This window comes from Streptosporangium subroseum (assembly GCF_900188345.1).
GTDB classification, from domain to species: domain Bacteria; phylum Actinomycetota; class Actinomycetes; order Streptosporangiales; family Streptosporangiaceae; genus Streptosporangium; species Streptosporangium subroseum.
The window spans coordinates 56,600-76,539 of record NZ_FZOD01000023.1 but is presented as its reverse complement, the minus strand read 5'-3'; the positions used below and the strand labels follow the sequence as shown (position 1 = coordinate 76,539).

Here is a 19,940-nt window from a genome sequence, read left to right as displayed (position 1 = left end):
CGCAGAGCTGTGGCCTGACCACGACCGGTCTGACCGGACCGCGGCCCGACCTGATCGACCTGACCGGTTCGAGGCTGACCTGCCCGGATTGCGGCCCGGCCGGGGTCGCACCGCCTCCCACGAGCTGAATACTCTTGTGCCGTGAGTGACGCGACCCTCGATCCCGAGGACAACAAAATCATCGTTCTGGCCCGTTCCGCCCGCGCCCGCAACGGCACGGCCGAGGGTGCGGCCGTACGTGACGAGACCGGCCGGACCTACTCGGCGACGAATGTGGCGCTGCCGTCACTGACGTTGTCGGCACTGCAGGTCGCCGTGGCGATGGCCGTGTCCAGCGGTGCCGAGTCCCTGGAGGCGGCCGCGCTGGTCACCGCGGGAGACGGACCGGCCGACGCCGACGCGCAGGCGGTCCGCGATCTGGGCGGCAGGACACTGCTCGTGGCCGATCCCGACGGCACACTGCGTCAGAGCTGAGAGCGGTCGCTCCGGCGTCTCGCGTCAGGAGTGCGACCGGTCTGCGACGGTAGGCGTGTCAGGGCTTGGGGTCGATCGTGCCGGCGTCTCGCGTCCGGCTGGGACGACGGCAGGTCAGGTCAGGGCTGTGGTCGTTCGAGATGGCGCCTCGCGTCCGGCCGGGACCGGTCGCGGTGGCGTGTCGCGTCAGGATCGGGGTCCGCGGCGATGGCCTGTTGTGCCAGGGTTGGGACCGTCGCGACGGTGGATGCGTCAGAGCTGAGGTCGACATCGGCGACAATGGTTGACGTGAGTTCCTCAGCTGCTGATTTCCATGCCGGTTTCGCCTGCTTCGTCGGCCGGCCCAACGTCGGCAAGTCCACGCTGATGAACGCGTTGGTCGGCACGAAGGTGGCGATCACCTCATCCAAGCCCCAGACCACCCGCCGCGCCATCCGTGGCATCGTGCACCGCGCCGACTCCCAGCTCATCATCGTGGACACGCCGGGCTTTCACCGGCCCCGCACGCTGCTGGGCGAGCGGCTGGACAGCCTGGTGCTGTCCACGCTGACCGAGGTCGACGTGATCGGTTTCTGCGTGCCCGCCAACGAGCCCATCGGCAAGGGCGACCGGTTCATCGCGGAGAAGCTCGCCGCGATCAAGAAGACTCCGGTCGTCGCCGTGGTGAGCAAGTGCGACCTGGCGAGCCGGGAGCAGATCGCCGAGCAGTTGCTCGCGGTCTCCCGGCTCGCGGAGTTCGCCGAGATCGTCCCGGTCTCGGCGAAGTCGGGGGAGCAACTCGACGTGCTGGCCGACGTTCTGATCAAACGCCTCCCAAAGAGCCCGCCGCTGTACGAGGGCGGTCAGCTCACCGACGAGCCCGAGCAGGTGCTGGTGGGCGAGTTGATCCGGGAGGCGGTCCTGGAGGGCGTTCGTGACGAGCTGCCGCACTCGATCGCGGTCGTCGTCGACGAGATGGCGCCCAGGGAGGGTCGCGAAGATCTGCTCGACATCTACGCGCACATGTTCGTCGAGCGCTCGTCCCAGAAGGCCATTGTGATCGGGCACAAGGGCAGCCGGCTCAAGGACGTCGGCAGCCGCGCCCGCACACAGATCGAGGCGCTGCTCGGCACCCGGGTCTACCTCGACCTGCGGATCAGCGTCGCCAAGGACTGGCAGCGCGACCCCAAGCAGCTGCGCCGCCTGGGTTTCTACGACTGACGCCTCGTATCTCGGTCCTCACGATCCATGCCCATGTCTCATGATCCAGGGCTGACACCTGACGATCGAGGCATGAGACCTCGGCATCGATCGACGGCTGACGCTTCACGATCGGCCTCCTACGGCTGACGCTTTACGGCTGCCGCCTCGCCCCGCAGCAGGCGCTGCCGCAGCTCCACGGCGTCCCGGCCGAGGGCGGAGACCAGGGTGCCCGGTCCGGCCAGGGGAAGAACCGCCCAGCCGTCACCGATGACCGGCTCGGGCGCCCGTCCGGTCATCAGGGTGCTGCCGACGCAGCGGGCGTCGCCGTAGACGGCGGGGCTGCCGTCGATCGCCGGTTCGCCCACCACGAACTCCTGCCGGAGCAGCGGGCCGCCCGCGAACGTGGCGTCGAAGCGGGAGTGGCAGCTGCCGGGCCGCTCGCCGTACCTGCCGAAGACGATCTCCTCGCGCCAGAACACCCGCGCGTCCTCGGCGAGTGTCAGCCGTACGACCATGCGGTGCAGGCAGCCCACGGCCAGCACCGTCGGCTCGGGCGTGAAGCGCAGTGACGCCCCCGCCCCGACCCGGGCGGTGACCGTCATCAGTGACCCGCCCCCGGCGGCGCCGGGCAGCACCAGCGTGCTCGCGACCGACCGTACGTCCAGCGCGGTGCCCGGCGCCACCTCGATGTCGAGCGCGAGGTCGTCACCGCCGAGCGGTCCCGCCGCGGTGGACACCAGGTGCACCTGACCCGGCCCGGTCCTGCGCAACGTGATCGGCGGATCGGACCGCATCGTGGCGAGCAGGGTCCGGCCGTCCGCGTCGCGTTCGGTGACGATCGCCGCCCGAGCCCTCATCGAACGCCGAGGGGCCGCTCCCGGCCCTGATCGCCGAGGTGGGGTCGCGGTGGTGTACGGGATCGTGTCGCCAGGGTGGGGGGAGACCGTGGCGATGTCGTGACGGCCGGACGGGATCGTGGCGGCGTCGCCGGGGCTGGGAGAGATCATGACGGTGCCGTCAGGGCCGGACGAGATCCCGATGGCCTCGTCGAGGCCCGGTGGGATCGCGGCGGCGCCGCCGGGGGCGGGATGGTTTTTGGTTATTTCGATAAGAGCGGTGGTTTCCGGTCCGGCGTTGCCGGAATCGGGTGGGGGCGCGGTGATGCCGTGAGCGGGTGAGGTCATGGCGAGCCGGTCAGGCGGGGACATGGTCGGGCTCGTGGCCGTGGTCGCGGACCCAGGACTCGACGAGGCCGCTGACCCACGTCGCGACCGCGTGCGCGCCCGGCTCCTCCCTGACCGAGGTGAACAGCACGGGCCTGCCGTCCCGTACGGCCGCCGCGTCGCGGGACATGACCGTGAGGTCCGCGCCGACCATCGGGGCGAGGTCGGTCTTGTTGATCACGAGCAGGTCGGCCGTCGTCACGCCGGGACCACCCTTGCGAGGGACCTTGTCGCCCCCCGACACGTCCAGCACGAAGATCTGCCTGTCGGCCAGGCCCCTGCTGAAGGTGGCGGTGAGGTTGTCACCGCCACTCTCCACGATCACCAGGTCGAGCGGGCCGAACCGCTCCTCCAGGGTCTCCACCGCGTCGAGGTTGGCCGCGATGTCGTCGCGGATGGCGGTGTGCGGGCAGCACCCGGTCTGCACCGCGGCGATCCGCTCCGGATCGAGCACGCCCGCCTTCCGCAGGAAGTCGGCGTCCTCGGTGGTGTAGATGTCGTTGGTCACCACGCCCAGGCGCAGGCTCTGGCCGAGGGTCCGGCACAGCGCCGCGGTCAGCGCGGTCTTGCCGCTGCCGACGGGGCCTCCGATGCCCAGGCGCAGCGCCCGGCCGTGCGGGTCGGCCGCGTGATGGTGGTCGTCGTGGTTGGCGCCCATGGGGTCACCGTCCTTAACTGGTCAGGAGACGAAAAGCCTCAACTCGGCGCGGATATGACGTTCGGCGAGCAGGTCGAGCGCGGGGGCGGCGTGCGCGGGCAGCGCCTCCCAGTCGGTAGGGGCGGTGGCCGCGATCCGCTCCAGGTCCGGAGCGAGGCCGGCGAGGAGGCCGTGGACCGCGACCGGGTCGAGGCCGAGCAGCCGTACCGCCGCGGTGGCCGGGCCGGTGACGGCGGTGTAGGCGGCCGCCAGAGCGGCCTCTCCGGGGACGCACCCCGCCGCGGACGCCACCGCGCCGAGCGCCACCGGATGATGGGCGCCCTGCGGCAGGCTCTCCGCCAGGACGTCGAGCGCCGGTGACGGCCAGATCCGCCGGGCGGTCCGCAGCAGCAGCCTGCCCTGCGTACGGCCGGCGTCCCGCTGGGCGGGGGAGGAGGTCCTGGCGTCGGCCTCCGCGTTCAGCCGGATCCATCCCGTACGGCTCGCGGACGATCCGTACGCGCAGGCCGCCGCCGCGAGAGCGGCCGTCACCAGGCCGGTGGTGGCCAGGCGCCCCCGCAGGAACGCGGCGAGGCTGGGCAGGTCGTGGATCGCGCCGATCCTGACCGCCTCCTCGACGCCCCCCGAGTGCCCGTGACCCCCGGCGGGGAGCCGGGAGTCGGCCAGTAGCAACAGTGCGGCGTGCATCAGAAGACGCCTCCCGAGTGCCCGTGATCCCCGGAGGTGAGCCGGGGATCGGCCGGCGGCAGCGTGGCGTGCATCAGAAGAGCCTCCCGAGTCCGTGGCCCCCGGCGGGGAGCCGACCGACTCCCGGCAGCGGTGCGGCGTGCATCAGAACAGGAAGTAACGCTGGGTCATGGGCAGGGACTCGACCGGGGCGGGTTCGATCAGGTCGCCGTCCACGCGGACGGCGAAGGTGTCGGGATCCACGTCGATCCTGGGCATGGCGTCGTTGAGCGGCATGCTCTCCTTGCCCCGGCGGCGGACGTCGGCCACCGGAAGCAGGCGCCGCCGTACGGCCAGCCGGTCGGCCAGGCCGTCCTCGATCGCCAGCGGGGCGACGAAGTGGACCGAGGTGGCGGCGGCGGTGACGGGAGAGGCGCCGAACATCGGGCGGGGCATGACCGGCTGGGGGGTCGGGATGGAGGCGTTGGCGTCGCCCATCTGGGCGTAGGAGATCACGCCGCCCTTGACCACCAGGTCCGGTTTGATCCCGAAGAAGGCGGGATCCCACAGGACCAGGTCGGCCAGCTTGCCGACCTCGACCGAGCCGACCTCGCCGTCCAGGCCGTGGGCCACCGCCGGGCAGATCGTGTATTTGGCGACGTAGCGCCGGGCACGGAGGTTGTCCGCGCCGCCGTCGCCCGGCAGCGCGCCCCGGAGGCGCTTCATCACGTGCGCGGTCTGCCAGGTCCGGATGATCGTCTCACCCACCCGGCCCATCGCCTGGGAGTCCGAGCCGATCATCGAGATCGCGCCCATGTCGTGCAGCACGTCCTCGGCCGCCATCGTGGACGGCCGGATCCGGGACTCGGCGAAGGCCAGGTCCTCGGGGATGGAGGGGTTGAGATGGTGGCAGACCATCAGCATGTCGAGGTGTTCGTCCAGCGTGTTGATGGTGTGCGGGCGGGTCGGATTGGTCGAGGAGGGCAGGATGTTGCGGTAGGAGGCGACCTGGATGATGTCCGGCGCGTGACCGCCTCCCGCCCCCTCTGTGTGGTAGGCGTGGATCATCCGGTCGCCGATCGCCGCCAGCGTCGACTCCACGAACCCGGCCTCGTTCAGGGTGTCGGTGTGGATCGTCACCTGGGTGCCGGTGGCGTCGGCGACCGACAGGCAGGCGTCGATGGCGGCCGGGGTGGTGCCCCAGTCCTCGTGCAGCTTGAAGCCGGAGGCCCCGGCGCGCAGCTGCTCGTACAGGCCCTCCCTGCTGACCGTGTTGCCCTTGCCGAGCAACGCGACGTTGATCGGATAGGAGTCGAGGGACTCCAGCATCCGGGCGAGATACCAGGTGCCGGTCACCGTGGTGGCCTTGGTGCCCTCGGCGGGGCCCGTGCCGCCGCCGACGATGGTCGTCACCCCCGCGGCGAGGGCCTCGTCCAGGATCTGCGGGCAGATGAGGTGGACGTGGGAGTCGATCGCCCCGGCGGTCAGGATCTTCCCGTTGCCCGAGAGGATCTCGGTCGAGGGGCCGATGACCAGGTCGGGGTGGATGCCGTCCATGGTGTCGGGGTTGCCGGCCTTGCCGATCGCGACGATCCGGCCGCTCCTGATCCCGATGTCGGCCTTGACCACGCCCCAGTGGTCGAGGACCACCGCACCGGTGATCACCAGGTCGGGCGAGCCCTCGGCCCTGGTGGTCCTGGCCTGGCCCATCGACTCCCTGATGACCTTGCCGCCGCCGAACACGGCCTCGTCGCCCGCCCCCGAGGGCCCCATCGACAGGTCCTCGGTGACCTCGATGAGCAGGTCGGTGTCGGCCAGCCTGATCCGGTCGCCGACGGTGGGGCCGTAGAGCGCGGCGTAACGTGATCGTTCAATGAACATGGGGGCTCCCGTCGAGAGGTCCGGCCCACTCGGAGCGGAGCCCGGGGACGATCCGGTTCCCGGCGATCGGCACGAGGGTCACGTCGCGCTCGACGCCCGGCTCGAACCGCGCCGCCGTGCCGGCGGGAATGTCGAGGCGGGTGCCCCAGGCCGCCTGGCGGTCGAACGCCAGCCCGGGGTTGCACGCGGCGAAGTGGTAGTGCGACCCGACCTGGATCGGCCGGTCGGCGGTGTTGACGACGCGGACGGTGACGCGCTCGCGGCCCGGGTTGAGCGGGATGGGCGCCTCGCCGTACTGGATCTCACCGGGTGTCATCGGCGCTCACCGCTCCTTGGGAACTCGCCGGGTGCCGATCTTTGAGGATCATGGGATCGGCTGGTGGACGGTGACGAGCTTGGTGCCGTCGGGGAAGGTGGCCTCGATCTGCACCGAGGCCAGCATCTCGGGCACGCCGTCCATGACGTCCTGCCGGGACAGGACCTTGCGGCCCGCCTCCATCAGGTAGGCGACGGTCTGCCCGTCTCTGGCCCCCTCCATGAGGAAGGAGGCGATGATCGCGGTGGCCTCGGGATGGTTGAGCCGGAGGCCCCGGGACCTGCGGTCACGGGCGACACCGGCGGCGACGTGGATGAGCAGGCGTTCCTGCTCGTGTGGTGTGAGCCGCATTCCCGGACCATAAGAACCGACGGTTTCCACAATGTTGCACGGCGATGTCGAACTGGTTTCCACGTGCTGCATGTCCAAAATATGGAAAAGAGACGGCGCTAAGCGGTCCTTTCTCATGAAGGGGTCCGCTCTTTCTTCGTGACGAGTCTCCGCGCTTTCTCGCGAGAAGGCCAGCGTGCGCGGAAGGTGGCGGGAATCGCGGCGGGACCGGGGCTGATTCGCCGATGAATGTTTGCGTTTCTACCCTCTGGCGTGCTTGTACTGCCTTGTCCTGTCACGTCGGTGATATCCCAGTAAAGCGCAATTAACAAATGTGATCTCAACGGGAAACCTCACTCAGTCACCTTGGCGGCAGATAGATCGGTGCGGGGGCCGTACCGGCAAGGAGGAAAGTCATTGAGGAATTCAGTCTGGCGCTCCGGTGTCGCCATCGCGGCGCTGGCCACCGCCCTCACCGCGTGTGGCGGCGAAGCCCCGGCGAGCGAGAGTGCCTCGGTCGCCGGTGGCGCCGGCGACACCATCAAGGTCGGCATCCTGCATTCCCTGAGTGGCACCATGGCCATCAGTGAGGTGACCGTCAGGGACGCCGAACTGCTCGCCATCGAGGAGATCAACGCGTCCGGCGGCGTGCTCGGCAAGAAGCTCACCCCCGTCGTGGAGGACGGAGCCTCCGACTGGCCGACCTTCGCGGAGAAGGCCACCAAGCTGATCCGCCAGGACAAGGTCGCCACCACCTTCGGCGGCTGGACCTCGGCCAGCCGCAAGGCGATGCTGCCGGTCTTCGAGCGGAGCAAGGCCCTGCTCTGGTATCCGGTGCAGTACGAGGGGCTGGAGAGCTCGCCGTACATCTTCTACACCGGCGCCACCACCAACCAGCAGATCATCCCCGGCCTGGACTACCTCAAGGAACAGGGCAAGAAGAAGATCTTCCTGGTCGGCAGCGACTACGTCTTCCCGCGCACCGCCAACAAGATCATCAAGGCGTACGCGGCGGCGAACGGGATGGAGATCCTCGGCGAGGAGTACACCCCGCTCGGCCACACCGAGTACAGCACGCTGACCAACAAGGTCGTCCAGGCCAAGCCGGACGCGGTCTTCAACACGCTCAACGGCGACAGCAACGTCGCGTTCTTCAAGCAGCTCAACAGCGCCGGGGTCACCGCGCAGGAGATGCCCGTGCTGTCGGTGAGCGTCGCCGAGGAAGAGGTCAAGGGCATCGGCGTGGACAACATCGCCGGCCACCCGGTCGCCTGGAACTACTACCAGACCACCGAGACCCCGGCCAACGAGAAGTTCGTCGCCGCGTTCAAGGCCAAGTACGGCGCCGACAAGGTGACCTCCGACCCGATGGAGGCCGGATACAACGCGGTCTACCTCTGGGCGGCGGCGGCCAAGAAGGCCGGGACCGTGGAGGTCGAGGCCGTCAGGAAGGCCGCTGGGGGAATCGCCGTCGAGCGCCCCGAGGGCCTGGTCACCATCGACGGCGAGAACCAGCACATGTACAAGACGGCCCGCATCGGGGTCATCCAGCCCGACGGCCTCATCAAGGAGGTCTGGAACTCCGGCGAGCCGATCAAGCCCGACCCCTACCTGAAGGGCTACCCCTGGGCGAGCGGCCTGTCCAACGGCTGACGCCTCCCCGTAGACCGGCTTCGGATCCGGGTCGTACCTGATCACGGGCAGCACCGTGACGCGCCCACAACGCGGCACGGCCCGGTTCCGGAGCCACACACTCGTAGGAAAGGGGACACCGGTGGAGGCATTTCTCAACCAGCTCCCGATCGGCCTGTCCATCGGCGCCGTGCTGCTCCTCATCGCGCTCGGACTGACGTTCACGTTCGGCCAGATGGGCGTGATCAACATGGCCCACGGCGAGTTCATCATGGCCGGGGCGTACACCGCCTACCTGCTGCAGGATCTCACCGGCCGGATGGCTGTGATCGTGGCCCTGCCGGTGGCGTTCCTGGTCGCGGGACTGATGGGACTGATCCTGGAGCGGACCGCGATCAGGCACTTCTACGGACGCCCGCTCGACACCCTGCTTCTCACCTGGGGCGTCAGCCTCGTGCTTCAGCAGCTCGCCCGCGACCTGTTCGGGGCGCCCAACGTCCAGGTCCAGGCGCCCACCTGGCTGCAGGGCGGGATCGGGCCCCTGCCGTACAACCGGCTGTTCATCTTCGCCCTCGCGCTCGCCACCGTCGTCGGCATCTGGGCCTACATGAACCGCACCGGCCAGGGCCGCCGGATGCAGGCCGTGATGCAGAACCGGCAGCTCGCCGCGGTCAGCGGCATCAACACCGGCCAGGTGGACCAGCGCACCTTCTTCATCGGCTCGGGTCTCGCCGGAGTGGCCGGGGTGGCGCTCACCCTGATCGGCCCGGTCGGACCGGCCCTCGGCACCTACTACATCGTCGACGCCTTCCTCGTGGTCGTCGCCGGGGGGCTCGGTCAGCTGCGCGGAGCGGTCATCGCCGCCGCGGGGCTCGGCCTGCTCAACTCCTACGCCGAGTTCTGGAGCGACGCCAGTCTGGCGAAGGTCATCGTGTTCGCCGCGATCGTCGCCTTCCTCCAGTTCCGGCCGCAGGGACTGTTCGTACTCCGATCGAGGGCGCTGACATGAACCTCGCACGCCTCAAGGGACCGGGTGTCTTCGCGGCGGTGGCCGTGCTGGCCCTGGTCGTGGCCCCGCTCCTGCTGGAGCCCTTCCGTCTCGGCCTGCTGGCCAAATATCTCTGCTTCGCGATCGTCGCCCTGGGCATCGGCCTGGCCTGGGGACAGGGTGGCATGCTGGCGCTCGGCCAGGGGGTGTTCTTCGGGCTCGGCGGCTACGCGATGGCCATGCACCTGAAGCTGGTGGACGCCCAGGGAGACCTGCCGGATTTCATGGTCTGGAGCGGGGTCGAGCAGCTGCCCGCGCTCTGGAAACCGTTCGCCAACCCGGTGTTCGCGCTGGCCATGGTCGTCATCGGGCCGATGCTGATCGCGACGGTGCTGGGCCTGCTGGTGTTCAGGCAGCGGGTGCGCGGCGCGTACTTCGCGATCCTCACCCAGGCGCTCGCCGCCGCGTTTGTCATCCTGCTCGTCGGCCAGCAGGGTCTGACCGGCGGCACCAACGGCCTGACCAACTTCTTCGACCTGTTCGGCCAGGACCTGGCGGCCGACTCCACCCAGCGGGGACTGTACTTCGCGGTCGCGATCGCGACCGGGCTGCTCTATCTCGGCGCGCGGCAGTTGGTGAACAGCCGCTTCGGGCGGTTGCTCGTCGCGGTCAGGGACGGTGAGGACCGCGTCAGGTTCCTCGGCTACGACCCCGCCAGGGTCAAGACCGTCACCTTCGCCATCTCGGCGGGTATGGCCGGGCTCGCGGGTGCGCTGTTCGTGCCCGTCGTCGGGATCATCTCGCCGGCGCTGCTGGGCGTGGTCCCCTCCCTCGAACTCGTCGTCGCGGTCGCGGTGGGCGGCAGGTTCGCCCTGGCCGGGGCCATCCTCGGCGCGGTTGTCATGGGATACGCAAAGACGTCCTTCAGCGAGCAGTTCGCCGACGGCTGGCTGTACCTGCAGGGCGCGCTGTTCATCCTCGTCATGACCCTGGCCCCCAAGGGGATCCTCGGCCTGGCGGCGTCGGCCCGCGACGCCCTGGCGCGACGGCGGACGGCCCGGAGCGGCGATCCCGAACCCCCACCCGCGGACGCCCCCGGCAGGAGAGTCATGGAGGAGGTCGCGTGAGCGCGATGATCGAGGTGCGCGGGCTGTCGGTGGTCTTCGACGGCTTCCGGGCCATCGACGGCATCGACCTGACCGTCGAACAGGGTGAGCTGCGGTTCCTGATCGGGCCCAACGGCGCGGGCAAGACCACGCTCATCGACGTCATCACCGGCCTCACCCGCCCGACCACCGGCGAGGTCGTCTTCGACGGGCGCAGCCTGGTCGGCCTGCGCGAGCACCAGATCGTACGGCTCGGCGTCGGGCGGACCTTCCAGACCTCGGTGGTCTTCGAGGAGCTCACCGTCCTGGAGAACCTCGACCTGGCCGCGTCGTTCCGGCAGCCGCTCTGGTCGCTGGCGCGGCGGAGACGAGGCGTTTCCGACGCCGTCGCCGGGGCGCTGGAGATCACCGAGCTCGGACCGCTGGCGGACCGTCCCGCCGGAGTGCTCTCCCACGGGCAGCGGCAGTGGCTGGAGATCGGCATGCTGCTCACCCAGGGGCCCAAGCTGCTCCTGCTGGACGAGCCGGTGGCCGGAATGTCGAAGGACGAGCGGGAGCGCACCGGCGAGCTGATGACGTCGGTGGCACGCGACCACACGGTGATCGTGATCGAACATGACATGGAGTTCCTGCGCAGGTATGCCTCGCAGGTCACGGTCCTGCACGAGGGCAGGGTGCTCATCGAGGGATCTGTCGATCAGATCCGCGACGACCCGCGCGTGCAGGAGGTCTATCTCGGAAGGAAGCCAAGCGATGCTGTCGGTAAACAATCTTGACGCCGGATACGGCAGGGCCAGGGTTCTGTTCGGGGTCTCCCTGGAGGTGGAGCCCGCGCAACTGGTCTGCGTGATGGGCCGCAACGGGGTGGGCAAGACCACGCTGCTCAACACCGTGATGGGCGTGCTGCCCGCCACCGCCGGATCGGTCACCTTCGAGGGCCGCGACGTGACGCGTCTGCCGCCCCACGAGCGGGTACGGCTCGGCATGGCGTACGTCCCCCAGGGGCACGAGAGCTTTCCCCAGCTCAGCGTGCTCGGCAACCTCCAGGTCACCCTGGAGGCCTCCGGCGGGCCGCAGGAGGCGCTGGAAGAGGCGCTGGAGACCTTCCCCCGCCTGAAACCGCTGCTCAAACGGCGCGCCGGATTCCTGTCCGGCGGGCAGCAACAGCAGCTCGCCATCGCCCGCGCCCTGGTCACCCGTCCCAAGCTGCTCATCCTGGACGAGCCCACCGAGGGCATCCAGCCGTCGATCATCATCGAGATCGAGGAGGCGATCGAGCGGCTGCACGCCTCGGGTCTGTCGCTCCTGCTGGTCGAGCAGTACCTGGACCTGGCACTGCGCCTGGCCGACCGCTTCCTCATCCTCGACGCCGGGCACGTCGTCCACTCGGGGGCGGCCGAGGAACTGCGCGGAGAGGAGATCCACCGCCTCCTTGCCGTCTGAACAGGGTTTCCCGCGTCCGGAAAGCCGTATCTGACGTCCCGAAAGCGGCATTCGATCTCTTCTTGGTGAAGATGCCTATGCGGCGGATGACGGCGGCATACTCTGTCAAAAAACGGAGTCCGGGGGCGTTATGGCGGATAAACCTGCGGACGGGGGAATGCGTCCGGAGGAGTCGTCGGCTCCCTCCGAGCGGCATGACCGGGAGCACCACGGGCCGCCCGACGGCGCGCACGAATTGTGGTCTACCGGGGAGGCCGGGGATCGTGATCCTCAGGCTCGGTGGATCGGTGACGAGCACGACCCGCCGCCTGTCGAGGACGACGATCAGCAGGTCCGGTGGGCCGGTGACGAGCACGACCCACCGTCCGATGAGGGCGGTGACCAGCGGGTTCCGCAGGACGGTGACGAGCCTGATCGATGGTCCGGGGAGCAGCGGGCCGAGGGCTCGGAGAACGCCGAGGTCGCATGGCCGGGGCCGTCACTGAAGCCCCGCCTGCGCAGGTTCCGGCGATTCCGGCTGTCCGCGTGGATCGCGCTGGTCCTCGCCGCGGCCGTGGTCGGAGTGTCCGTCCTGTGGGGGAGCGGGCCGCCCACCGAGGCCGAGCTGTGGGAGCAGGCGGGACTGTCCAACAACAGGACCAAGAACACCAACGGGACCAACAACAAGATCCGGATCGGCGTGAAGGGCGACACCCCGTACATCGCCGAGCGTAAGCGGGGCGGCGGGTTCGAGGGTTTCGACATCGAGATCGCGCGCATGATCGCCGCGGATCTGGGTTACCTGCCGAAAGAGATCGAATTCCTGTCCATCGAGACCGAGGACAGGGCGCGCATGCAGGGGAGGAACGACGACCTCATGCAGGGGAAGAACGCCGAGGGCAAGTCCGTCAGAGCGGACCTCGTGGTCGCGAGCTTCAGCGTGACGCCCGACCGTCAGGCGAACCCCGCCGTCGGCTTCTCCAAGCCCTATTTTTTCACCGAGCAGTCCGTGGTGACCATGGAGGCGGGGACCAAACTTCCCAAGAAGATCACTGACTTGAAGCAGCTGAGGGACAGCAGGGTATGCACGCTCGGCACCTCGACCTCCGAGGGCGCGCTGTTCGACGCGACCGGGGGGCAGGCGTCGGGGACCGAGATCACCGGCATGAACTCGCTCAAGGACTGCGTGGAGGGGCTGAAGAAAGGAGACTTCGACGCGGTGACCACGGATGCGGCCCTTCTGGCGGGATTCGTCAAGGACTCCGCGAAAAAGGGGCCCGCGGAGAGGCTGGTCCACCACGATCTCGGGTTGGAGAAGACGGAGATGTGGGCGGTCAACGCGGGCAGCAACGCCGCACTGCGCACCCTGGTCGACCTCTCCCTTTACCGTTCCTACGCCGACCCCCGGGACCGGAGGTGGGAGGAGGCCTACGACAAGTACATCCTTCCGCTGGACGACGGCTCCGGAGGCTACCAGGGGAGCGTGGCCCGGGCGGAGCAGCCCTGCACGCTTCCTCCCCCGGTGCGCAGGTGGCCCTGGGAGCGAACCCTCTCCGTACTGGGGTGTTAGCCGGATGAAGCCCAACACGCGGATCAAGAACGCGCCGAGGAACCAGGAGTGGTTCCTCGCGCTGCTGCCGGTGTTCCCGCTCGTCCTGCTGGTGTTGCGGCTCTGGTACGCCAGCAAGCAGGACACCCAGACGCTGCTCCTGCTCGTGCAGACCGTCAGCCCGCTGGGCATGTTGAGCGCGGTCCTGCTGGCGATGCTGTGGGTGCTGCCCGTCGTCGTCCTCGGCGGACGGCTCCTCGGCACCCTCTACCGGATCAGTACGGGTCACTCGTCATGGCTGGTGCGCGTCGCCGAGCGGTTGCCCGACTGGGTCGTGGTCCTGACCGTCGTGGTGGGCGCGTTCACCTGGCAGCTGCGATTCCTGCCGACGCTGGCGATGCTCGCGCTGGCCGTGATGGGCCTGACGGTGCGCGACCGGTTCCCGGGCCACGCGGAGCTGCGGACCACGTTCTGTTACGCGCTGCCGCTGATGGCGGCGGTGCTCTCCTACGTACTGTTGTGGCCGGCCATCGTCATCGCGTTCGCCGAGGGGGATGTGGCGACCGCGCTCCTCCTCGTGCTCCCGCCGGGGTTCACGGCGCTGCTGACCGGCCCGGTGCCCGTGGCGCCCGCCAAGGTGCTGACCCACGGCATCGCGATCGCGATAGCGGCGCTCACGCCGTTCCTGGTCGGTGTGGTCGTGATAAAGGCGCCGATCCTGCCGCTGATCGCCATGACGATCACCGATGACGAGAAGGAGAAGGACTCAAGCAGCGTGATCGTGGGCTATCTGGTCGGCAGTGACGACCAGATGTCCACCGTCCTGGACCGCGAGGGCCGCGTCAGCTTCGTCCCGAACGACCGGCTCCGGTCGAGGATTCTCTGCCCCGATCCCGGAGAGGTGCCCAGGACGTCCGTGAACCTGCACGGTTGGTACGTCGAGCAGAGCATGATCTCCTGGCTCGCCCCGGCCCTGCCGATCGTGCCCCCCGACTCGCCTGACCTGGCCTGCCAGGGCCGCTTCACGGAGTCGGCCCCCGTTCCCGGCCTCACCCCGGACCTCGGCTGACCGCGACCGCCCGCGCCCCACCCCCGGACTCCGGCTGACCGTGACCACCCGTCGCCCCCGCCCCCGTCGCCTGTTCCTTCGATGATCACGCCCGCTTGACCGCCCGCCGCGACCCATCGAGCGTGTCCGCAGGGGTTTCTCGGAGCGAGCGACTACTGACGGTAGCCCTCGACCTCGTCGATCGGGCGCGGTGCCGCCGAGTCGGGGTCCTCCCCGAACTCCCGGCGTGCCCGGCGCTGCCTGAGCAGGTCCCAGGCCTGGTCGAGCGCCTCCTCCAGATGCTTGATCCGGTTGTTCTCCTCATTCGAGGAGATCGCGTGGGTCCCCAGCCGGTCGCGGAGCTCGCGCTCCTCGGCGATGAGCTTGTTGATGTGGGCGAGAATATCGACGTCGTTCATACCGTTTCCCCTGTCAGAGTTTCCCTGGGACTTTATCCGATCAGCAGGTGACCACTCCTTCGGAGCCCAAGAGCCGTACTCGACCAGGATCATGCGGTCCGTGACCCCGGCCGCCGTCACCGGATCGGCGCCGCGACGACCTGGCGAATCGTCGGGGGAGAAGTCCTCCGGAACGGCTCACGGAGGCCGGAGATCTCATCATGTGGGCTTCGGTCTCAGGAATTCAAGGCCGTCTGCTAGCCTGCTAGTCATGCTGCGCGGCCTGCTTCTTAGCTGCCGCGACGAGGGCCTGTAGAGGTCGGCTCCCTTGTCGCGGAGAGAGCCATGCGCGTCGGCCGCGATTGTTTCACCAGTCGAGGAGCCATTGCATGTACCCGCAGCAGCAGCCCAGTCCCATGCCGTTCAAGCGTTATCAGCCCTTTGTCCCGGTTCGGCTCGATGACCGCACCTGGCCCGGCGAGGTCATCGAGAGTGCCCCCCGATGGTGTGCCGTCGACCTGCGTGACGGCAATCAGGCGCTGATCGACCCGATGGACTCCCACCGCAAGCTCAAGATGTTCGAGCTGCTGGTGAAGATGGGCTACAAGGAGATCGAGGTGGGCTTCCCCGCCGCCTCGCAGACCGACTTCGACTTCGTACGGCAGATCATCGAAGAGGGCCGGGTCCCCGACGACGTGGTCATCCAGGTCCTGACCCAGGCCAGGCCCGAGCTGATCGAGCGGACCTTCGAGTCGGTGCGCGGCGCCAAGCAGGCCATCATCCACCTGTACAACTCCACCTCGACCCTCCAGCGCCGGGTCGTCTTCGGCCAGGACAGGGAGGGCATCACCGCCATCGCGGTCGAAGGCGCCAAGCTGTGCAAGAAGCTGGCCGCCGAGATGGACGACACGGAGATCTACTTCCAGTACTCCCCGGAGTCCTTCACCGGCACCGAGCTGGAGTACGCCGTGGAGGTCTGCGACGCCGTCAACGACGTCTGGCAGCCCACTCCCGACCGCAAGGTCATCATCAACCTGCCCGCCACCGTCGAGATGGCCACGCCCAACATCTATGCCGACCAGATCGAGTGGATGCACCGCAACCTGGCCTATCGCGACTCGATCGTGCTGTCCCTGCACCCGCACAACGACCGGGGCACCGCCGTGGCCGCCGCCGAGCTGGGCTACATGGCCGGGGCCGACCGGATCGAGGGCTGCCTGTTCGGCAACGGCGAGCGCACCGGCAACGTCTGCCTGGTCACGCTGGGCATGAACCTGTTCTCCCAGGGCATCGACCCGGAGATCGACCTCTCCGACATCGACGAGGTTTGCCGGGTCACCGAATACTGCAACCAGCTGCCGGTCCACCCGCGTCACCCCTGGGGCGGCGAGCTCGTCTACACCGCCTTCTCCGGCTCCCACCAGGACGCCATCAAGAAGGGGCTCGAGCACCTGGAGCGCGACGCGGCCGCCGCGGGCGTCCCGATGGACGAGTTCACCTGGGCGGTGCCGTACCTGCCGATCGACCCCAAGGACATCGGCCGCACCTACGAGGCGGTCATCCGGGTCAACAGCCAGTCCGGCAAGGGCGGGGTCGCCTACATCATGAAGGCCGACCACCACCTGGACCTGCCGCGCCGCCTGCAGATCGAGTTCTCCCGCGCCGTACAGGCCCGCACCGACGCCCTCGGCGGCGAGGTGAGCCCGGCCCAGATGTGGGAGGCGTTCACCGACGAATACCTGCCGAACGCTGCCAGCCCATGGGGCCGCCTGGGCCTTCTGGCCCACCGTCACGTCTCCGGGGCCGATGAGAAGGACGCCATCAGCGTCGACCTGCGTGTCGGCGGTGAGATCCGCGAGGTCGAGGGGGTCGGCAACGGTCCCATCTCCGCCTTCTGCGACGCCCTGGCCGGAGTCGGGGTCGAGGTCCGCGTCCTGGACTACGCCGAGCACGCGCTGAGCTCCGGCGCCGAGGCCAAGGCCGCCTCCTACATCGAGTGCGAGATCGCCGGCCAGACCCTGTGGGGAGTCGGCATCGACGCCAACACCACCACCGCCGCCCTCAAGGCCGTGGTCTCCGCCGTCAACCGGACCGGACGCTGACCATCCGCGCCCTCCGCTGACGTACGCCCCGCGCCGCCCGGCACGACCTGCCGGGCCGCCGACACCCGCTGCCCGGTACGACCTGCCGGGCCGCCGACACCCGCTGCCCGGTACGACCTGCCGATCAGTGACGCCCGACAACCGCCCACAAGGCATCAACGTCGCTCACCCGACCGCGCCCACCGCGAAACCCGCACGGGCGCGGTCGAGTCCTTGAGTCTTTGCATTGGTCTTCATCGAGCTCACCACTGGGCAGCCTGGGACACCCGCTGACCTTCTCGGGGCTGAGCAGGAAGAGACTCGAGAAACACGGGAGGTCAACGTTACGGTCTGGTGGAGCTACGATCTTTCGCTGGTTTTATCGAGTATTAATTGACTGTGACCAGTGGATCTCTTAGCCCAAATGAGAACGAGACTCGGCGGACGATGGTCGAGCGCGACCTGAAGTTGGCGGGCTGGAAGCGAGATCAGATCTGCGATGAATACCCCATTACGGATGGGAGAATTCTCGCGGCCGGTGGCAGGCCCAGGCGGGGACTGCATCTGAGGGCTGACTACGGGCTCGAATATCGTCCAGGGATGCCAATCGCGGTGGTCGAGGTCAAACGGACGTCCATCAAGGCGGACGACGGCATTGAGCAGGCCAAGCGATATGCGAAGAAGCTAGAAGTGCCCTTCGCCTATGCCACGAACGGGCTCAAGATCCAAGAGATCGACCTCGACGCGGGCATGATCACCGAGATCGATGCCTATCCTTCGCCCGATGAGCTGTGGGCTCGTTACCGCCGGGCAAAGGGACTCGATGAGGGGCTTGCCACGGACCTTGTACTCACGCCCTTCGATCAGTCGTTGACGAACTGGGACAACACGCCGAAGGTTCCTCGCTACTACCAGCGGCTCGCGGTCAACAAGACGCTTGAGGCCATTGGGCAAGGTAAGGATCGCGTTCTCCTCGTCCTGGCTACTGGCACGGGGAAGACTCTGGTGGCGTACCAGATCGTGAAGAAGCTCTCCAGAGGAAAGTGGATCGAAGGTCGTCCGCCGAAGGTGCTTTATCTCGCCGACCGGAATGTTCTCGTGGATCAGCCGAAGGATGAATACTTCGTCCAGGGATTCGGCGAGGCCGTTCACAAGCTGGGTGGTGGGGTGGCAAAGCTGGGGCGCCACATCTACTTCGCGCTTTATCAGTCCCTTGACCAACAGGGCAAGGCGGCGACTGGTGACCAGAAGGCATTGTTCGAGAAATTCGGCAAGGACTACTTCGATCTGATCATCGTCGACGAGTGCCATCGGGGGAGCGCTAAGGAGGACTCTAACTGGCGGCGGATCCTAGACTACTTCGATTCGGCCGTGCAGGTCGGTCTCACCGCGACGCCCATCAGGGAACGTGACGCCGATACTTATCGATATTTTGGCGATCCCGTCTACGAGTACTCCCTCAAGGACGGCATCGAGGACGGGTTCCTCGCCCCTTACAGGGTCCGCCGGACGAACATCAACGTTGACGTCTACGGGTGGAGGCCCGAGTCGGGTCAAGTCGACCGATACGGCACGCCGATTCCTGACCGGGACTACACCCAGCCGGACTTCGAGCGGGTGTTGGAGATCAAGGAACGCACCGAGGTCGCGGCCCAATATCTGACGGACCTGCTGCGCAAGAGCGAATCCAAGGGCATGGACAAGACCATCGTTTTCTGTGTCGACTCCGACCACGCCAGTCGCATGCGCATCGCGCTGAATAATCTGAACCAGGACTTATCGCGGCAGTACGGCAATGACTACGTTGTCCGGATCACCTCCAAGGATGGAGAGGCCGGACTCGCACATCTCGACGAGTTCAAGAAGGTCGACTCCGACACGCCAGTGATCGCTGTGACGTCGAGGCTGCTCTCCACCGGTGTAGATATGCCCACGGTCCGAAACATCGTGATCTTCCGCCCGATCGGCTCCATGACCGAGTTCAAGCAGATCGTGGGACGCGGCACGAGACTGTTCAAGGAGAAAAACAAGTTCAGCTTCGACATCATTGACTTCGTCTACGCGACGAGGATGTTCAACGATCCGACGTTCGACGGGCCGCCCGTTCGTCGTTACGAGGACCGAGTCGACGACGACGGGCATCTGATCGAGAGCGTTGAGGAGGATCTCACCTCCGAGCAATCAGGTGTCACCGAATCCGAAGCCGAATACGAACAGCAGGAGGAAGGGGCTCTCGACCCCGGCGCGGGGATGAGTGACGACGAGTTGATCTCCACGCTCACTACGCGGGCCCGCAGGCTCTATGTGGACGGCCAGGATGTGTTCATCTGGAACGACACCCTCTACGTCATGGACACCGACAGCGGCCGGCCCAAGATGATCGAGTATCGCGTGTTTGCCGGAGGCCAGGTCCGCAAACTTAATTTGAGCCCCACAGAGCTGCGCGGGCAGTGGGCCCGGGCCAAGTCGCGGGCGGACATCCTTCGGGAGCTGAGAGGGCAGGGGATCGACATCAAGGTGCTGGCCGAGCAGATGGACGATCACGACGCCGACCCCCTTGACCTCCTGCTCTCTGCGGCCTGGGAGCTCCCAGCCATGACCCGCAGGGAGCGGGCCCGCAGGGTGAGGAGAGAGCACCGGAAGTTCCTCGACTCGTTCGCGGCGGATGCGCGGGAGATCTTAGAGTTCGTACTGGACAAATACATCGAGCATGGCCCGGTCGAGCTGAGGCCGAACGTGCTCACCCTGCCGCCGCTCAGGGAGATGGGCAGTCCGTCGGAACTGGCGGCCCGCTTTGGCGGAGGAGACGAGCTCCGAGAAGCCCTGGACCGGCTCGGACTGTACGTCTACGACGCCGCGTAGCTACAAGTCTCTTTAGTTTCGCGTATGCCACATACGCGAAACTAAATTCGAATCGCCGTGGCCGTCCACTACGATGAGCCTGCGCCTGTGACCGTCCTCGCTGCCGTTCAGTTCACGGCTCGTC

The 19,940-nt window shown here is 67.8% G+C and carries 18 protein-coding genes; 11 read left to right on the top strand and 7 right to left on the bottom strand.

Going from position 1 to position 19,940, the window contains the following annotated elements; genetic code table 11:
* Positions 1-141: 141 nt before the first annotated feature.
* Together CHC08_RS23105 and era are read left to right on the top strand one after the other, a co-directional pair.
* The gene (locus CHC08_RS23105) at positions 142-474 is read left to right on the top strand and encodes a cytidine/deoxycytidylate deaminase family protein (RefSeq protein ID WP_089209441.1); all 333 of its coding nucleotides are present in this window, start codon (positions 142-144) and stop codon (positions 472-474) included.
* Between the two features lie 279 nt (positions 475-753).
* Entirely contained in the window at positions 754-1,674 is a 921-nt protein-coding gene (gene era, locus CHC08_RS23100; protein WP_089209440.1) for a GTPase Era, read from the top strand.
* Between the two features lie 119 nt (positions 1,675-1,793).
* Here era and CHC08_RS23095 read toward each other — a convergent pair whose 3' ends face one another.
* The 6 genes from CHC08_RS23095 to CHC08_RS23070 form a co-directional block, all read right to left on the bottom strand.
* Positions 1,794-2,864 (bottom strand): urease accessory protein UreD, encoded by a 1,071-nt coding sequence (locus CHC08_RS23095; protein ID WP_245878485.1) that lies wholly within the window; start codon positions 2,862-2,864, stop codon positions 1,794-1,796.
* Positions 2,851-3,537 carry an urease accessory protein UreG gene (gene ureG / locus CHC08_RS23090; RefSeq protein ID WP_089209439.1) on the bottom strand — a complete coding sequence of 229 codons (687 nt, stop codon included), beginning with the start codon at positions 3,535-3,537 and terminating at the stop codon, positions 2,851-2,853. The genes CHC08_RS23095 and ureG overlap by 14 nt, the downstream gene beginning before the upstream one ends.
* Positions 3,538-3,558: 21 nt before the next feature.
* Positions 3,559-4,224, bottom strand: coding sequence for an urease accessory protein UreF (locus tag CHC08_RS23085; RefSeq protein WP_089209438.1), 666 nt, complete (start codon positions 4,222-4,224; stop codon positions 3,559-3,561).
* A 144-nt stretch (positions 4,225-4,368) separates the two neighbouring features.
* Positions 4,369-6,084: an urease subunit alpha gene (locus CHC08_RS23080; protein WP_089209437.1), complete on the bottom strand. Its 1,716-nt coding sequence runs from the start codon at positions 6,082-6,084 to the stop codon at positions 4,369-4,371.
* On the bottom strand, positions 6,074-6,400 hold the full coding sequence (locus CHC08_RS23075) for an urease subunit beta (protein WP_089209436.1): 327 nt from the start codon (positions 6,398-6,400) through the stop codon (positions 6,074-6,076). The genes CHC08_RS23080 and CHC08_RS23075 overlap by 11 nt, the downstream gene beginning before the upstream one ends.
* Before the next feature lie 48 nt (positions 6,401-6,448).
* Positions 6,449-6,751 carry an urease subunit gamma gene (locus CHC08_RS23070; protein WP_089209435.1) on the bottom strand — a complete coding sequence of 101 codons (303 nt, stop codon included), beginning with the start codon at positions 6,749-6,751 and terminating at the stop codon, positions 6,449-6,451.
* Between the two features lie 396 nt (positions 6,752-7,147).
* Here CHC08_RS23070 and urtA point away from each other — a divergent pair, with 396 nt between their 5' ends.
* The 7 genes from urtA to CHC08_RS23035 all read left to right on the top strand — a co-directional run bounded on the left by urtA (position 7,148) and on the right by CHC08_RS23035 (position 14,496).
* Entirely contained in the window at positions 7,148-8,383 is a 1,236-nt protein-coding gene (gene urtA, locus CHC08_RS23065) for an urea ABC transporter substrate-binding protein (RefSeq protein WP_179282164.1), read from the top strand.
* A gap of 121 nt (positions 8,384-8,504) precedes the next feature.
* Positions 8,505-9,371, top strand: a complete 867-nt coding sequence (gene urtB / locus CHC08_RS23060) for an urea ABC transporter permease subunit UrtB (protein ID WP_089209434.1) — start codon at positions 8,505-8,507, stop codon at positions 9,369-9,371.
* A complete protein-coding gene (gene urtC / locus CHC08_RS23055; protein ID WP_089209433.1) occupies positions 9,368-10,477 on the top strand; it encodes an urea ABC transporter permease subunit UrtC in 1,110 nt (369 codons plus the stop codon). The genes urtB and urtC overlap by 4 nt, the downstream gene beginning before the upstream one ends.
* A gap of 5 nt (positions 10,478-10,482) precedes the next feature.
* Positions 10,483-11,232: an urea ABC transporter ATP-binding protein UrtD gene (gene urtD / locus CHC08_RS23050; protein WP_089209487.1), complete on the top strand. Its 750-nt coding sequence runs from the start codon at positions 10,483-10,485 to the stop codon at positions 11,230-11,232.
* On the top strand, positions 11,210-11,899 hold the full coding sequence (gene urtE / locus CHC08_RS23045; RefSeq protein WP_089209432.1) for an urea ABC transporter ATP-binding subunit UrtE: 690 nt from the start codon (positions 11,210-11,212) through the stop codon (positions 11,897-11,899). The genes urtD and urtE overlap by 23 nt, the downstream gene beginning before the upstream one ends.
* A 130-nt stretch (positions 11,900-12,029) precedes the next feature.
* Positions 12,030-13,448, top strand: coding sequence for a transporter substrate-binding domain-containing protein (locus CHC08_RS23040; protein WP_089209431.1), 1,419 nt, complete (start codon positions 12,030-12,032; stop codon positions 13,446-13,448).
* 4 nt (positions 13,449-13,452) lie between these two features.
* Complete coding sequence (locus CHC08_RS23035; protein ID WP_089209430.1) at positions 13,453-14,496, top strand: hypothetical protein; 1,044 nt, start codon at positions 13,453-13,455, stop codon at positions 14,494-14,496.
* Positions 14,497-14,648: 152 nt separating this feature from the next.
* Here the strand turns inward: CHC08_RS23035 and CHC08_RS23030 are convergent, their stop codons facing one another.
* Positions 14,649-14,894 (bottom strand): DUF2630 family protein, encoded by a 246-nt coding sequence (locus CHC08_RS23030; protein ID WP_089209429.1) that lies wholly within the window; start codon positions 14,892-14,894, stop codon positions 14,649-14,651.
* 368 nt (positions 14,895-15,262) lie between these two features.
* Here CHC08_RS23030 and leuA point away from each other — a divergent pair, with 368 nt between their 5' ends.
* Together leuA and hsdR are read left to right on the top strand one after the other, a co-directional pair.
* Positions 15,263-16,975: a 2-isopropylmalate synthase gene (gene leuA / locus CHC08_RS23025; RefSeq protein WP_089209428.1), complete on the top strand. Its 1,713-nt coding sequence runs from the start codon at positions 15,263-15,265 to the stop codon at positions 16,973-16,975.
* A gap of 378 nt (positions 16,976-17,353) precedes the next feature.
* Positions 17,354-19,816, top strand: a complete 2,463-nt coding sequence (gene hsdR / locus CHC08_RS23020) for an EcoAI/FtnUII family type I restriction enzme subunit R (protein WP_275937197.1) — start codon at positions 17,354-17,356, stop codon at positions 19,814-19,816.
* Positions 19,817-19,940: the final 124 nt, after the last annotated feature.

Bases quoted from the DNA above. Each gene is read 5' to 3' on its own strand.
- CHC08_RS23030 (WP_089209429.1), bottom strand. From the start codon at position 14,894: ATGAACGACGTCGATATTCTCGCCCACATCAACAAGCTCATCGCCGAG.
- CHC08_RS23085 (WP_089209438.1), bottom strand. From the start codon at position 4,224: ATGCACGCCGCACTGTTGCTACTGGCCGACTCCCGGCTCCCCGCCGGG.
- CHC08_RS23075 (WP_089209436.1), bottom strand. From the start codon at position 6,400: ATGACACCCGGTGAGATCCAGTACGGCGAGGCGCCCATCCCGCTCAAC.
- ureG (WP_089209439.1), bottom strand. From the start codon at position 3,537: ATGGGCGCCAACCACGACGACCACCATCACGCGGCCGACCCGCACGGC.
- CHC08_RS23035 (WP_089209430.1), top strand. From the start codon at position 13,453: ATGAAGCCCAACACGCGGATCAAGAACGCGCCGAGGAACCAGGAGTGG.
- urtD (WP_089209487.1), top strand. From the start codon at position 10,483: ATGATCGAGGTGCGCGGGCTGTCGGTGGTCTTCGACGGCTTCCGGGCC.
- CHC08_RS23080 (WP_089209437.1), bottom strand. From the start codon at position 6,084: ATGTTCATTGAACGATCACGTTACGCCGCGCTCTACGGCCCCACCGTC.
- urtE (WP_089209432.1), top strand. From the start codon at position 11,210: ATGCTGTCGGTAAACAATCTTGACGCCGGATACGGCAGGGCCAGGGTT.
- urtC (WP_089209433.1), top strand. From the start codon at position 9,368: ATGAACCTCGCACGCCTCAAGGGACCGGGTGTCTTCGCGGCGGTGGCC.
- era (WP_089209440.1), top strand. From the start codon at position 754: ATGGTTGACGTGAGTTCCTCAGCTGCTGATTTCCATGCCGGTTTCGCC.
- CHC08_RS23040 (WP_089209431.1), top strand. From the start codon at position 12,030: ATGGCGGATAAACCTGCGGACGGGGGAATGCGTCCGGAGGAGTCGTCG.
- leuA (WP_089209428.1), top strand. From the start codon at position 15,263: ATGTACCCGCAGCAGCAGCCCAGTCCCATGCCGTTCAAGCGTTATCAG.
- CHC08_RS23095 (WP_245878485.1), bottom strand. From the start codon at position 2,864: ATGTCCCCGCCTGACCGGCTCGCCATGACCTCACCCGCTCACGGCATC.
- CHC08_RS23070 (WP_089209435.1), bottom strand. From the start codon at position 6,751: ATGCGGCTCACACCACACGAGCAGGAACGCCTGCTCATCCACGTCGCC.